This is a genomic window from Aurantibrevibacter litoralis (genome assembly GCF_034651555.1).
Classification (GTDB): domain Bacteria; phylum Bacteroidota; class Bacteroidia; order Flavobacteriales; family Flavobacteriaceae; genus Aurantibrevibacter; species Aurantibrevibacter litoralis.
The window spans coordinates 1-14366 of record NZ_JAYEEQ010000032.1 but is presented as its reverse complement, the minus strand read 5'-3'; the positions used below and the strand labels follow the sequence as shown (position 1 = coordinate 14366).

General features: G+C 40.2%; 11 protein-coding genes. 9 read left to right on the top strand and 2 right to left on the bottom strand.

The window, feature by feature from the left end:
* Positions 1–453: 453 nt before the first annotated feature.
* Positions 454–708, top strand: coding sequence for a type II toxin-antitoxin system Phd/YefM family antitoxin (locus U1E44_RS16230; RefSeq protein WP_322932167.1), 255 nt, complete (start codon positions 454–456; stop codon positions 706–708).
* Positions 709–966, top strand: a complete 258-nt coding sequence (locus tag U1E44_RS16225) for a Txe/YoeB family addiction module toxin (protein WP_322932166.1) — start codon at positions 709–711, stop codon at positions 964–966. It begins immediately after the preceding gene.
* Positions 967–1527: 561 nt separating this feature from the next.
* Here U1E44_RS16225 and U1E44_RS16220 read toward each other — a convergent pair.
* Positions 1528–2217, bottom strand: a complete 690-nt coding sequence (locus U1E44_RS16220) for an NUDIX hydrolase (protein ID WP_322932165.1) — start codon at positions 2215–2217, stop codon at positions 1528–1530.
* 379 nt (positions 2218–2596) lie between these two features.
* Between U1E44_RS16220 and U1E44_RS16215 the strand changes: the two genes are divergently transcribed.
* The 7 genes from U1E44_RS16215 to U1E44_RS16185 all read left to right on the top strand — a co-directional run bounded on the left by U1E44_RS16215 (position 2597) and on the right by U1E44_RS16185 (position 12710).
* Positions 2597–4150: an alpha-N-arabinofuranosidase gene (locus U1E44_RS16215; RefSeq protein WP_322932164.1), complete on the top strand. Its 1554-nt coding sequence runs from the start codon at positions 2597–2599 to the stop codon at positions 4148–4150.
* 85 nt (positions 4151–4235) lie between these two features.
* Positions 4236–5927: a ribulokinase gene (locus tag U1E44_RS16210; protein ID WP_322932163.1), complete on the top strand. Its 1692-nt coding sequence runs from the start codon at positions 4236–4238 to the stop codon at positions 5925–5927.
* Complete coding sequence (locus tag U1E44_RS16205) at positions 5911–6612, top strand: L-ribulose-5-phosphate 4-epimerase (RefSeq protein WP_322932162.1); 702 nt, start codon at positions 5911–5913, stop codon at positions 6610–6612. Before U1E44_RS16210 ends, U1E44_RS16205 begins: the two co-directional genes overlap by 17 nt.
* A 19-nt stretch (positions 6613–6631) precedes the next feature.
* A complete protein-coding gene (gene araA, locus U1E44_RS16200) occupies positions 6632–8143 on the top strand; it encodes an L-arabinose isomerase (protein WP_322932161.1) in 1512 nt (503 codons plus the stop codon).
* Between the two features lie 15 nt (positions 8144–8158).
* Complete coding sequence (locus tag U1E44_RS16195) at positions 8159–9346, top strand: aldose epimerase family protein (RefSeq protein ID WP_322932160.1); 1188 nt, start codon at positions 8159–8161, stop codon at positions 9344–9346.
* Between the two features lie 9 nt (positions 9347–9355).
* Positions 9356–10975, top strand: coding sequence for a sodium:solute symporter (locus tag U1E44_RS16190; RefSeq protein ID WP_322932159.1), 1620 nt, complete (start codon positions 9356–9358; stop codon positions 10973–10975).
* Positions 10976–11489: 514 nt separating this feature from the next.
* Positions 11490–12710: an alpha/beta hydrolase-fold protein gene (locus U1E44_RS16185; RefSeq protein ID WP_322932158.1), complete on the top strand. Its 1221-nt coding sequence runs from the start codon at positions 11490–11492 to the stop codon at positions 12708–12710.
* Positions 12711–12902: 192 nt separating this feature from the next.
* Here U1E44_RS16185 and U1E44_RS16180 read toward each other — a convergent pair whose 3' ends face one another.
* Complete coding sequence (locus U1E44_RS16180) at positions 12903–13799, bottom strand: hypothetical protein (protein ID WP_322932157.1); 897 nt, start codon at positions 13797–13799, stop codon at positions 12903–12905.
* Positions 13800–14366 lie beyond the last annotated feature (567 nt).

Here is a 14366-nt window from a genome sequence, read left to right as displayed (position 1 = left end):
TTAAAAACCTCTCAAAACATCAATAAAATCAATGCTTTTTCGATTGTCACATTCAATTTTCGGGGGATGGCTAATTTGATTTATACCATAACGAAAAGACAAGTTATTATTCTTTTGCGGGTCATGTAAGAGAAAAGAACAGTGAATTGTACGACAATAAAAACTAAAGAGCTAACTTTAGTGTATCCGGAAATATTGCTGACTTCGCCTAAACAAATAAAGGCTGTAATAACAAAACATCCCTCACCTGAGACGTTCTAGCGGCCTTCGGCATGTTATTTCACTTGCACCTAACACCAACGGACGTACCCTCGGTTCAGTATGTGCTAAACCGAAAGGTTTGGGTATAAAGTTCCAGTGTTTACTCGATGCCTAGGGTCGTTGGCAACAACTAAAAAAAAATTGCATGGACTATATTTTGTACATATATTTGTACTTAAAAAATATACTATTATGCAAATAACAACTGTTTCTGATTTTAGAAAAGATATTAAGACTTACTTGGACAACGTTGTAAAAAACTTTGAGACTTTGATTATAAATCGCGGAAAAGATTCAGGCATTGTAGTTATGTCTTTGCAAGAATACAATTCTTTAATGGCGACAAATCATGAATTATCCTCTCGAAAAAATGAATTGAGATTAGATTCGGCAATTGATAAACTAAAGAATGGAACAACTTTCAAAAAAGATTTAATTGAAGATTAAATGAAATACGTTTTCGTTGACGAGTCTTGGGAAGATTATTTGTATTGGCAAAAGACGGATAAGAAAAAGCTCAAGAAAATAAATGAACTTTTAAAAGACATTGCTCGAAACCCTTTCGATGGAATTGGAAAACCGGAGCCTTTAAAACATAAATACGCCGGATTTTGGTCAAGACGGATTGATAGTGAGCATAGACTGATTTACCAATGCAAAGAAGGAGAGATTTTAATTGCGAAATGCAGATTTCATTATGACTAAACAAGTACTGTTGCCAATACTATATAACGGCAATTACGGCGGATTCAACTATCGCCGAATCCACTCGGAATTGCTAACGTTGGTTCTTATCCGACATCTGCGTATTTTATCTTTACATACTTTTCATTTAATGATTGATGTGAAAGTACTTTAAATGTTCGGTGGGGATTTTCATTCCTACTTGTCTGGTTGGTGTTATTATATGCGGACTACTACTAAGACCGGGTTACTATTATTTTCAAACAAGGATAAAAGGTAGAGGTAAAATAGACGATTAGAATTATGCATACGCAAAAGGCAAAACGTGTAATAAATTTGTTGAAGGCTGAAATAAGTCGCAAAGACACTAAAGCAGAAGATGGCGACACCTGAAGGTTTACAGAAGGTATTAAATTAATTTTTGGCGATGATTCTGCTTTGTGTTCATCCGCTAAAGAAATAAATTTTTCGTTTCATCACCCATCATCAGAATTCGTTTTTATTAATGAGTAAGATGAGTAGTTACCTCTATCGGTATAGCTAAAGATTTATTTAGGGTGTGGTACTTCTTGAGAAGCACTCTTAGATTTTAAAATTAAATCCATCTTCAATTTTAAGATCGTAATTGGCTTTATCAAATTTAAAAAGATAAGCACCTTTTCGTGACACAGACATGTCTTTTTCATCTAATTTTATAAGAATCTCCAGAGAATTTACTTTAGTGATAAAATTGCGCTTGTCTAGTTTTTCATCTAAAATGGCTTCATACAAGGATTGCAACTGTTTCATGGTAAATTTTTCTGGCAAAAGTTCAAAACCAATAGGTTTGGTTCTGGCTCTTCTGCGCAGACGGGCAATAGCCCTTGCTAGCATTCTATCGTGATCAAAAATGAGTTTGGGTGCAGTTCTTAGGTTAAACCACTGTGCTGCGTCGAGCCGAATAAGGTCGTTGCTATGCGATGCAATATCAATTAGCGCATAATAAGCTACGGAAATGGTACGTTCGGCCGGATCACGATCTACTTTGCTAAACGCATAGAGCTGCTCCATGTAAATATTGTTTAGGCCTGTTAAATGATGTAGAATTCGAATGGCGGCCTGATCTAGATTTTCTTCTTTTTTGAGAAAACCGCCTATGAGGGACCATTTGCCTTTTTCCGGTTCAAAGTCCCTTTTGATCAATAAAACTTTTAAACCTTCACTATCAAAACCGAAGATGATACAATCTACGGCTAAGAGTACTTTGTCTTCTGAATTGTAATTGTGTAACACCGAATAAATTTTAAAATGCAAGTTATGTAACTTAAGGACATTTTTGTACACAAAATCATTTATTTTTTGAGTCTGTTATGTAGTAATTAGCCTATACAAAATTACAAGTGATACCATACAAAGCTTTCAATTTGTGCCGATTGAAAATTAAAGGGAATAAAATTAGATTTAGTTTGTACATATTAAAATATTTTACTTCTTTTATTGTGTATAAAAAACACTTTTAAAAAATTTTATTTTAAAGGCGTTTTTATAACAAAACGTAAAGCATAAATTTGTTTTAAGCCCAGACATTTTTATAATTGTTAGTGCTTATTACATGTTATCATGACCGATCCAAGAATGATCACGCCAGTATTGTATCACTTAAACTTTAATTATGGAACGCTTAAGAATTTTTTTATCATTTGTTTTAATAGGAGCAATAAGTACAGCTTTTTCTCAGGATGCGCCCACAGTGGTTAAAATTCAAAATCCTGCCGAAGAAATTATTATTAGTAAACATATTTACGGTCATTTTGCAGAGCATTTAGGGCGATGTATCTACGAAGGTTTTTATGTAGGTGAAAATAGCCCTATTCCAAATTCGGAAGGGGTTCGAAATGATATTATTGATGCGCTTAAAGCGCTTAAAATTCCAAACCTACGCTGGCCCGGAGGATGCTTTGCAGATACCTACCACTGGAAGGACGGCATTGGCCCCAAAGAAAACCGACCCACTATTGTAAATACTTGGTGGGGAGGCGTAACAGAAAATAATAGCTTCGGAACGCATGATTTTCTTAATCTGTGTGAAACCTTGGGAGCCGAACCTTATTTATCTGGAAATGTGGGCAGCGGTTCGGTTCAGGAACTGGCCGATTGGGTACAATACACTAATTTTAAAGGAAAAAGTCCAATGTCCGATTTAAGAAGAGAGAATGGTAGAGATGTACCTTGGACGGTAAAGTATTGGGGCGTTGGTAATGAGGCATGGGGTTGTGGTGGTAATATGCGTCCGGAGTACTATGCAGATATTTACAGGTTGTATGCTACCTTTATGTCCGATGCTGATGTTGACGGAGGTCTATACAAAATAGCCTCCGGAGCGAGTAACGATGATTATAACTGGACAGAGGTTTTAATGAAAAATATTCCACACAATTTATTACAAGGCGTGGCATTACATCATTATTCGGTAATCGATTGGAAGGCAAAGGGACCTGACACCGCTTTTACGGAGGAACATTATTTTGGCACCATGAAGGAATCTTGGTTAATGAATGAACTCATAGAGAAGCATGTGGCCATTATGGATAAATATGATACGGAAAAAAAAGTGGATTTAATTGTTGATGAGTGGGGTGGCTGGTACAATGTGGAGGAAGGAACCAATCCTGGGTTTTTATATCAGCAAAATACCATGCGCGATGCCATGATTGCCGGAATGGTGCTGAATATTTTTAACAACCATGCGGATCGGGTAAAAATGGCCAATTTGGCACAAACCGTAAACGTACTTCAAGCAGTCATTTTAACGAAGGAAGAGAAAATGATTTTGACCCCAACCTATCATGTCATGAAAATGTACAATGTGCATCACGATGCCAAATTGTTGCCCCTATCTTTTGAATCTCCAAAATATACGTACAATGGAGAATCGCTACCTGCGATTACGGCATCAGCTTCCTTAGATCAAAACGATGCGGTTAATATTTCTCTAGTTAATATCGATGCAAAAAAGGCAAACAAAGTATCTATAGATTTGTCTGAGTTGAAAATGAAGAAAATCGAAGGTGTTATTTTAAAATCAGGAAAGTTACAAGATCACAATACCTTTGATAAACCTGAAAACATTAAACCGGTTGAATTTAAGTCTTATCAATTTAAAAAAGGAAAACTGGATGTGGAACTTCCTCCTTTTTCCGTGGTGGTATTAAAGGGAACCAAATAGGACTTAGGAATTGTAAAATGAGGTGGTTGATGTCTGTAAGGAGACAAGCGCTCAATGGATACTTCAAAAACGCAGGGCGAAGAGTATGAAGAATTATGTAATAGGATTGGATTACGGAACAGACTCGGTAAGAGCTGTGCTGATAGATTCCGCAGACGGCAAAGAAATAGATGCCGAGGTAAATTACTATAAACGATGGCGAGACGGGTTCTATTGCAATCCGGGACTGAATCAGTTTCGGCAACACCCGCTGGATCATATTGAGGGCCTAGAGCACACCATTAAAACCATCGTTGCGCGGAGTGGTGTAAACGCTGAGGATATAAAAGGAATTTGTATAGATACCACTGGTTCCTCTCCGGTTCCGGTCACCAAAGACGGTGTGCCTCTGGCCATGGTAGCAGGCTTTACGGAAAATCCCAACGCCATGATGGTGTTATGGAAAGACCATACCGCCATAAAAGAAGCCGATGAAATTAATACCCTTGCGGCAAATTGGGGAGGTGAAAACTACACCAAATATGTGGGTGGTATTTATTCTTCGGAATGGTTTTGGGCCAAAATTTTACATATTTCCAGAGTAGATGATGCGGTAAAGAAGGCCGCCTACACCTGGATGGAGCATTGTGACATCATGACCTACCTGCTCATAGCCGAAAAAGATGTAAATTCCTTTAAGCGCAGCCGATGTGCGGCAGGGCATAAGGCCATGTGGCATAGCGAGTGGAATGGGCTTCCATCCAAAGAATTTTTAGATACGTTAGATCCTTATTTGGGTGCACTAAGAAATCGTCTTTATCAGGAAACCTATACTTCCAATGAAATTGCGGGAAAGCTAAGTAAGGAATGGGCTGTAAAATTAGGTCTTACCACAGATACCGTAGTTGCTGTGGGCACCTTCGACGCCCATGCCGGCGCTGTGGGTGCCAAAATTGTGGAGCATGCTTTGGTACGGGTCATGGGAACATCCACCTGCGATATCATTGTAGCGGGTGAGGAGGAAGTAAACCAAAAAACCATAAAAGGAATTTGCGGACAAGTAGATGGCTCGGTTATTCCCGGACTGATAGGTTTGGAAGCCGGACAATCCGCTTTTGGAGATCTGTTGGCCTGGTTTAAGGATGTACTTTCCTGGCCGGTGGAGCATTTGGTCATGACCTCAAAAATCCTTTCTGAACAACAGAAAAAGGATCTAAAGGAGGAAATAGAAATCAATTTTATCAAAAAACTGTCCGATGCCGCAGCAGCCATTCCCATTGAAGACAGTATCCCCATAGCGCTAGACTGGATCAACGGGCGACGTACTCCGGACGCTGACCAAAACCTTAAAAGTGCCATTGCGTATTTGTCTTTGGGGAGTAAAGCCCCTCACATTTTTAAAGCCTTAATAAATGCCATTTGCTTTGGCTCTAAAAAAATAGCCGATCGATTTAAAGAGGAAGGGATACAGATCGATACCGTTATTGGAATTGGCGGGGTGGCCCGGAAATCGCCCTACGTCATGCAAACCTTGGCAAATGTGATGAATATGCCGATTAAAGTGGCAGCCTCCGATCAGGCGCCTGCTCTGGGAGCGGCGATATATGCCGCTGTAGCAGCCGGAATTTATAACTCAGTTACGCAGGCTGCTGCCAAAATGGGAAGCGACTTTGAAGCGGAATATTTCCCGGAGCCCAACAAGGTAGAAGCCTACAAAGAGGCAATGAAAGCTTACGATCAATTGGGCAAATTTGTAGAAAACACCTTAAAAAAAGAGGCTCATGAATTCCAAATATAAAGCATTAAAGCAAGAATGTTATGAGGCCAATATGGAGCTCAACGCATTGGGTTTGGTCATCTATACCTTCGGGAATGTAAGTGCGGTAGATAGAAAAAAGGGTGTTTTTGCCATAAAACCCAGCGGTGTACCCTATGAAAAGCTGAAGGTTGAAGATATGGTGGTATTAGACTATGATAACCACATTATCGAAGGCTCCATGAGACCTTCATCCGACACCAAAACCCATGCTTTTTTATATAAAAATTGGGCCCATATAGGCGGCATTGCCCATACACATGCTACATACTCTGTGGCATGGGCTCAGGCCCAGCGAGATATTCCAATTTTCGGAACGACCCATGCCGACCACTTAACGGCCGATATCCCCTGCGCAGCCCCCATGAAAGATCATTTGATAGAAGGGAACTACGAGCACAATACCGGCATACAGATTTTGGATTGTTTCAAAGAACGGAATCTTTCTCCGGAAGAAGTCGAAATGGTATTATTGGGCAATCACGGTCCCTTTGCCTGGGGCAAAACAGCGGCCAAAGCGGTGTATAACAGTAAAGTACTGGAAACCGTTGCCCAAATGGCCTATTTAACTCTTCAAATAAACCCTGAAGCCCCCAAATTAAAGAATTCACTGATAAAAAAACACTATAAACGTAAGCACGGCAAAGATGCCTATTACGGACAATAACCATTAAGTTAAGATTTTTATGATTGCAGAACTAGCAGAAAAGGAGATATGGTTTGTAACTGGAAGCCAACATTTATATGGCCCTGAAACCTTACAACAAGTAGCACTAAATTCACAGGAAATTGTCAAAGGATTGAATGCTTCAAATTATATTCCGGTAAAACTCATTTACAAACCAACGGTTAAAACACCCAATGAAATAACCCAATTGTGTCAGCAAGCCAGTTCAAACAACCAATGTATTGGGATTATTACCTGGATGCATACCTTTTCTCCCGCAAAAATGTGGATAAAGGGCTTGAGTGTGCTTACCAAACCTTTATGTCATCTGCATACCCAATTCAATGCCGAAATTCCCTGGGATAGTATCAATATGGACTTCATGAACTTAAACCAATCCGCTCATGGGGACAGGGAGTTTGGCCATCTGATGACCCGCATGCGCAAGAAACGAAAAGTAGTAGTTGGGCATTGGAAAGAAGAACGAGTTCAGGAAAAAATAGGAAATTGGACCCGTGTGGCGTTGGGTTGGAACGAGTTTCAACATTTAAAAGTGGCGCGTATCGGAGATAATATGCGCGAAGTTTCCGTAACCGATGGCGATAAGGTAGAAGCTCAGTTGCGTTTTGGTTTTTCAGTTAATGGCTATGATTCTTCGGATATTGTGAAGAAAATGAATACCCTTACAGATGAACAAGTAGCCGATTTAGTAAAGGTGTATGAGTCGGATTATACTTTGATGGAAGAATTGCTGGAATCCGGCAGTAAAAGGCAATCCCTTATCGATGCCGCTAAAATAGAATTAGGATTACGATCCTTTCTGGAAGAAGGCGGATTCAAGGCCTTTACGGATACCTTTGAAAACCTTGGCGAATTGAAGCAGTTACCGGGAATCGCTACCCAACGCCTCATGGCCGATGGCTATGGTTTTGGGGGAGAAGGCGATTGGAAAACCGCCGCCATGCTCCGTGCCTTAAAGGTTATGGCGCTTGGCTTACCGGGCGGCACCTCGTTTATGGAAGATTACACCTACCACTTTACCCCTCAAAAATCCTATGTCTTGGGATCTCATATGTTGGAAATTTGTCCATCTATTGCGGATAAAAAACCCAATTGTGAAGTCCACCCCTTAGGAATAGGCGGTAAGGAAGACCCGGTACGTTTGGTTTTTAATTCCCCGGCCGGACCGGCATTGAATGTTTCTTTAGTAGATTTGGGGAATAGATTTAGGTTGATCGTGAATGAGGTAGAAGCTGTGAATCCTATGGCTGCGTTACCCAATTTACCGGTAGCCCGCGTGCTTTGGGATGCACAGCCCAATCTGGAAATTGCGGCTACCGCATGGATTTTGGCCGGTGGAGCGCATCATACTGTTTATACCCAAGCTTTGACCACAGAATTTATAGAAGATTTTGCTGAAATGGCAGGAATAGAAGTAGTGGTCATCGATAAAAATACCAGCATACGGCAGTTCAAAGATCAGCTAAATGCCAATGAAGTGTATTATCACCTGTTTGAGAATAAAATGTAGTTAAAACCCAATATCATGAGAAATACAACACGTGTAGTTATGCCTGGTTTAGTAGTGGTTTTTTTTATGCTTTTAAACATCCAATGTAAAGAGCAAAAGGAAAACAAAGAGAAGACAACGGGTCTTGAAATCCCTGAGGAAAAGGGAAGCATTACCGAACAAGAATATGGCACCACTGCTGATGGACAAAAGGTAGCACAGTATTCCATGAAAAACAGAAATGGCCTGCAAGTTGATATCATCACCTATGGCGGGCGAATTACCGCTTTGAATGCTCCAGACAAAAACGGCAACTTTGAAAATGTGGTATTGGGATTCGATACTTTAACACAATACGAAAAGGAGAATCCCTTTTTCGGAGCTCTTATCGGTCGGTATGGCAATCGCATTGCCGGCGGAAAGTTTTCTTTACATGATGAAACCTACCAACTGGCTAAGAACAACGGAGCCAACAACCTCCATGGAGGTGTAAAAGGGTTTGATAAAAAAGTATGGGAAGCCAAAACAAAAGAAACACCCACATCAGTTTCTCTACTACTTACCTATGTAAGCCCCGATGGAGAAGAAGGTTTTCCCGGCACATTAACTACGAATGTCACGTATACTTTACATAACGACGATACCTTAGAGGTGTTCTACGAGGCCACTACAGACAAAACTACTATTGTTAATCTTACCCAACATGCGTATTTTAATCTATCCGGGGATTTTTCCAATACCATTTTGGATCATGAATTGGAAATACATGCCGACAAGTATCTGCCTGTAGATAGTGGGTTAATCCCTACAGGGGTTCTGGAGTCCGTAGAAGGAACACCATTCGATTTTAGACAACCAAAAGTCATCGGTCAGGATATAAGTAAAGCGCATACCCAGTTGCAATTGGGAGGTGGGTTCGACCATTGTTGGGTACTCAACGATCAGCAAGCAGGCTTCAGAAGAGTTGCCGCAGCATATCATCCGGGAAGCGGGAGGTATTTGGAAGTGTTTACCGACGAGCCGGGTATTCAGTTCTACTCGGGAAATTTTTTGGATGGTACCCTTCCAGCTCCTAATGGAGGCACCTATGCCCAAAGAAGCGGGCTATGTTTGGAAACACAACACTATCCGGATTCGCCAAATCAAAGTCAGTTTCCTTCAGTAACGCTGGAACCCGGTGAAAAATATAGCAGTAAAACCACATTTAAACTATCAACCAAATAAGCCAATATCATGCAACGATTAGACACACTGGACTGGATAAGTATCGCCATCTATTTTTTAGTTCTATTAGGCATTGCCGTATGGGTGATTCGCAAAAAGAAGGAAAGCACCGAAGATTATTTTTTGGCAGGCAGAAATATTGGGTGGTTTGTAGTAGGAGCCTCCATCTTTGCCTCGAATATTGGATCAGAACATGTGGTGGGTCTTGCGGGTACAGGGGCCAGCAACAAATTACCCTTGTTAATTTATGAGATACATGCGTGGGTCGTTTTAATTTTGGGCTGGGTATTTTTACCTTTTTATGCCCGTAGCGGCGTATTTACCATGCCTGAGTTTTTAGAAAAGCGTTTCGATGCCAGATCACGCTGGGTACTCTCTGTATTCTCTATTGTTGCCTATGTGCTTACAAAAATATCGGTAACCATTTATGCCGGAGGTGTGGTGGTGTCTGCTTTATTGGGTATCGATTTTTGGACCGGTGCCATTGCTACGGTCATCCTTACCGGTATCTATACGGTATTGGGGGGGATGCGCGCGGTGGTGTACACCGAAACCCTTCAAGCCGTTTTATTAATTTTGGGAGCCGCCATATTAACATACATTGGTCTAGATAAAGTTGGAGGATGGGGCAGTATGACCGAAACCTTAACACCGGAATATTTTAATATGTGGCGTCCCGCTACCGATCCGGATTTTCCATGGCCGTCTCTTTTTATTACCAGTACAGTGGTAGGGATTTGGTATTGGTGCACAGACCAGTATATTGTGCAGCGTGCACTTACGGCACGGAATATAAAAGAGGGACGACGCGGCACCATTTTTGGGGCTTTATTAAAACTATTACCTGTTTTTCTATTTCTGATTCCGGGGATTATTGCCCTTACCTTAAAAATGAGGGGCGAATTGCATTGGGATAGTCCGGATGAGGCCTTTCCGGTATTAATGAGTAATTTGTTGCCTTCAGGACTACGAGGATTGGTAGCTGCAGGTTTATTGGCGGCGTTGATGAGTTCGCTGGCCTCAGTGTTTAACTCTTGTTCTACCTTATTTACCGTAGATATTTATAAGAAGCTAAGACCCAATACCCCGGAAAAAAAATTGGTGCGCACCGGACAAATCGCAACGGTTATCGTGGTGATTATCGGGATTATATGGATTCCGATTATGGCCAATATATCTGGAGTACTTTACGAATACTTACAAAGCGTACAATCGTACATTGCCCCGCCGATAACAGCTGTTTTTCTATTGGGTATTTTTTATAAAAGAATCAATTCCCAAGGTGCTTTTGCCACATTGATCATGGGTATTGTGGTGGCAACAATTAGAATTACTTTAGAACTTATCAAGGGAAGTTTAGACCCTAATGGACTTCTTTTTTACTTAGGTAATATGAACTTTTTAACCTTTGGTGCCTGGTTCTTTCTGTTCTGTATTTTATTTATTATCGCAGTGAGTTTGGCCACCCCGGCACCGTCTAGGGAAAAAGTGGTGAACCTTACCTTTGGCACCATAACTGAAGAGGAAAAACAGAAGAACAAGAACAGTTACAACTGGATGGATATAGGGGTCTCTATTGTCATTGTGGCTATAGTCGTGGCTATTATGATCTTTTTTAACGGGAAGTAAAGTTATATGGGTGATGAACTTTCAGAGGAGCCCAAGTATATGCTAATATAGCTGGACAATTGACTAAAGTTTTCATTCAAAAGGGACTACCTTATGAGTAATATACGAAAACAATCGAATTGATATAAGTACCGTGCTCATTGTAGTAAAGTTGTGCACGTGGACATCCTCCTTCTGTAGGGCAGCGAACAAGGCCGTTAAGAATTTTTGAAGCCTTGGAAAAAATTAGGCCTTGGTCGTGGTCTCGAAAATCCTTTCCGATTTTCGGGAATATCTAAGAAGGAGTGTCTTTTGTTTTGTTTACTCATTAGAATTTTATTTGTTCTAATCGGTATTCGTGAACCTCGTTACTCGGTTTCGTTTTTTTTGGACAAGCAAAGAAAACGAAGATTCATAAACACTTATAGTAAAGAAGAATATGAGTGAATAAAATGAAAGAACAGGATTTTAACCTAAAAATCAACTATATCAAAGCCTTCAAAAGGTTTAAAAGTCAACATAAAATAGTAACCTCATGCAAAAATTAAAAAAAACACCAAACAAAGGAATAAGAACAAATCTCTTCTTACTAGTTCTTGGCATCTCAAACGTATTGCTAATGCCGCAATTAGCAGCACAGCAAGCCAATGTAAATCTAGATTATAACCCTCATAAGAATACGGAAGATCTAACACCCTTTAGTGCGCCATTAAATTCACCTGAGGTTCACGACGATCAAACGGTAACCTTTAGATTAAAAGCGCCCGAAGCCAAGCAAGTTAATCTTACCGGTGGTGCCCTGCTTTCTGCCTTGGGAACATCCGAGAAATTCATGCCATTTACGAAAGGAAGTGATGGTATTTGGACCTTAACGGTTGGCCCTATTCGACCCGATATTTATATGTATTTTTTTAATGTGGACGGGGTACAGATAACCGATCCGAGCAATACCGTAGCTGCCTTTACCGCCATGCCCCCTTACAGTCAATTAGTGGTGCATGGAAATGCCCCGGCCTATTACGATGCAAAAAATGTTCCGCATGGTACTGTTACCCGCCATATTTACCATTCGGATGTAACAAAAGGCGAACGCGAATTGTATGTGTACACTCCACCTGATTATGATGGCACTACAATGTATCCCACCCTGTATTTGGTAGGAGGGAGTGGGGAACTACCTTCCAACTGGATGTATGATGGTCGTGTAAATCTTATTATGGATAATTTATTGGCCGAAGGAAAAGCAAAACCGATGGTGATTGTGATCCCTAATAATCAGATGCTACACCGAAATCACCCCAAGCATGTGGAACTGACGTTTACTTTATTTGAAGATGAAATGCGCAAGCATGTTATTCCTTTGGTGGAAGGTGCGTATAAAGTACAAACGAACCCAAAGGGACGCGCCTTATCCGGACTTTCCATGGGAGGAAGACATACCATGTTTGTAGGGTTAAATTCGCTCGATTTGTTTGGCTCTTTTGGGGTGTTGAGTGCCGGTGATATGGACAGTGAAAATACGTTATCCTCATTTCTTAACGACCCTAAGGTCAATCAGAAAATTGATTATTTGTTTGTAGGACTGGGCACTGCGGAAGCAGAAGGTTATTTGGGCGCCAGAAGTGCGGCTTTTCATGAAGCCCTGTTAAACCATAATATAGAACATGAGTATTATGTGGGTGGTTACGGCGGACACGATTGGGGCACCTGGCGGTATTTATTGTATGAGCGATTTCTGCCCAATCTTTGGAAGTAAAAAATGTATACTTTCGTACACTTTTATCAAAAAAATAATAAGTCTGCGTCTTTTTATGGTTTTTGTTGGTAATTACCAATGCTCTTCTTTTTAAAGATATTTCGATTTGTGATGCAAATTCGCACTATCATAGGCATGGAAAACATTTCCTTGCCATTGAGTAAAAATTGTTAAAGCATGATTACTAGCACTTTATTTTGCCAATACAGACCGGATCTTTTTATTAATCCTATTCATTTTACCGGTATTTGAACTTTGTCTGCAATACCAAATATCCGTAAAAGTTCCATTTACCACCGGAAAGGTATTGCCGGTATCTGGATCAGTGGCTAAAAATTCAAATGTACCGCTCAATAATTGGTTTTGGCGATCAATTTTTGAGAATTCAAGACTAGCAGTAGGTGAAATATCCAATCCACCTTCTACGGATTCACAATCAATTATCTTTACGTAAAAGAGGAATAATTCAAAACCTCCGTTTAATAAGTTGTTGCCGTTGGTACCGTTGTAAGTAACTCCAACTTCCAAATCATCAAATCCAAGATTAGTAGAAGAAATAGCAAGGGCAACTCCGCGTTGATTTCTTTGATCAATATCTCGACTTGCATCAATCCCATCTCCGCCACTGATACTTAATGTAAAAACATCTTCATCTTGTCCATAAATTCCGGTAGCCAATATACCACTGGAATCAAAAGCTTCACCATTAGTAATGCTTTTAATGCTGCCTTCATTTAAAAATTGTGCGCATTCACCTTCAACCATTGAAGTGTCCTGATCTTCAAATACGATATCCTCATTGTCGCATCCCACTATAGTTTCTTCATTATCGTTGTTTGCAGGCTGATCGTCTCCACTTACCGTTTCATCAATCGTTGCGTCTTCCCCTTCACTAGTATTTGATCCATCTGGGTCATCAACAATGGTTGTATTGTCATCGTCATTTTCTCCCACTTCTTCCGATGTGTTTTCTTCTACAGTGTCGTTCTGGTTTTCTATAAAGTCTTCCGTGCTCGTGGAATTATCAGAAGTACATTGTATAAAGCACATGGCTACAAGAACTAGGAATGTAAAAAATGGTTTTTTCATATGAACTGCTATTTAGCTAATTAAATTGTGGACAAAGGTAATCGGCTAAAAGATCACTGTTTTGCGGAATCCCGTAACCCGTTTAACTTTTGGATGAACGGAAGGGTAAATCCGATGTATTACAAAACAATTAACCCCACCGCTAGCGCTCGTTTGCAACGAGTGCCCACAAGAGGCCAGCAACCGGAACGTATCAAAACAACTATAAAACCAATACCTCCAATTCGTTCTCTAAATCCGAATAGTTTCTTGCCGAACTAAAATAATAGTCCTCTGGTAGTATACCTATTTTTTTTGACAGGGTTATTATGAATATACTCAATTTTTTGTTTACTAAAAGAATTGCTATAAACATGTGCTGCATGGTGACCATCTTGCCAAACTTTATAGTGTTGTACTCCTTTGAAATGTTGACAAGCTTTTTGAAAATATTCAAGTAACCATTCTCTTCTGCTTTACGGCTCCTTAATTAATGGTTTGAATAATTCTTTTGACTTAGGCACTTTGTTATTAGATATAAAGTCATTAAATTAGAGCAAATAATATCTTATACTATGGAGCATAGAT

What these genes read in the sequence shown, in the direction of transcription:
- U1E44_RS16230 (WP_322932167.1), top strand. Translation starts at nt 454, where the DNA reads ATGCAAATAACAACTGTTTCTGATTTTAGAAAAGATATTAAGACTTAC.
- U1E44_RS16225 (WP_322932166.1), top strand. Translation starts at nt 709, where the DNA reads ATGAAATACGTTTTCGTTGACGAGTCTTGGGAAGATTATTTGTATTGG.
- U1E44_RS16205 (WP_322932162.1), top strand. Translation starts at nt 5,911, where the DNA reads ATGAATTCCAAATATAAAGCATTAAAGCAAGAATGTTATGAGGCCAAT.
- U1E44_RS16185 (WP_322932158.1), top strand. Translation starts at nt 11,490, where the DNA reads ATGCAAAAATTAAAAAAAACACCAAACAAAGGAATAAGAACAAATCTC.
- U1E44_RS16180 (WP_322932157.1), bottom strand. Translation starts at nt 13,799, where the DNA reads ATGAAAAAACCATTTTTTACATTCCTAGTTCTTGTAGCCATGTGCTTT.
- U1E44_RS16195 (WP_322932160.1), top strand. Translation starts at nt 8,159, where the DNA reads ATGAGAAATACAACACGTGTAGTTATGCCTGGTTTAGTAGTGGTTTTT.
- U1E44_RS16215 (WP_322932164.1), top strand. Translation starts at nt 2,597, where the DNA reads ATGGAACGCTTAAGAATTTTTTTATCATTTGTTTTAATAGGAGCAATA.
- araA (WP_322932161.1), top strand. Translation starts at nt 6,632, where the DNA reads ATGATTGCAGAACTAGCAGAAAAGGAGATATGGTTTGTAACTGGAAGC.
- U1E44_RS16210 (WP_322932163.1), top strand. Translation starts at nt 4,236, where the DNA reads ATGAAGAATTATGTAATAGGATTGGATTACGGAACAGACTCGGTAAGA.
- U1E44_RS16190 (WP_322932159.1), top strand. Translation starts at nt 9,356, where the DNA reads ATGCAACGATTAGACACACTGGACTGGATAAGTATCGCCATCTATTTT.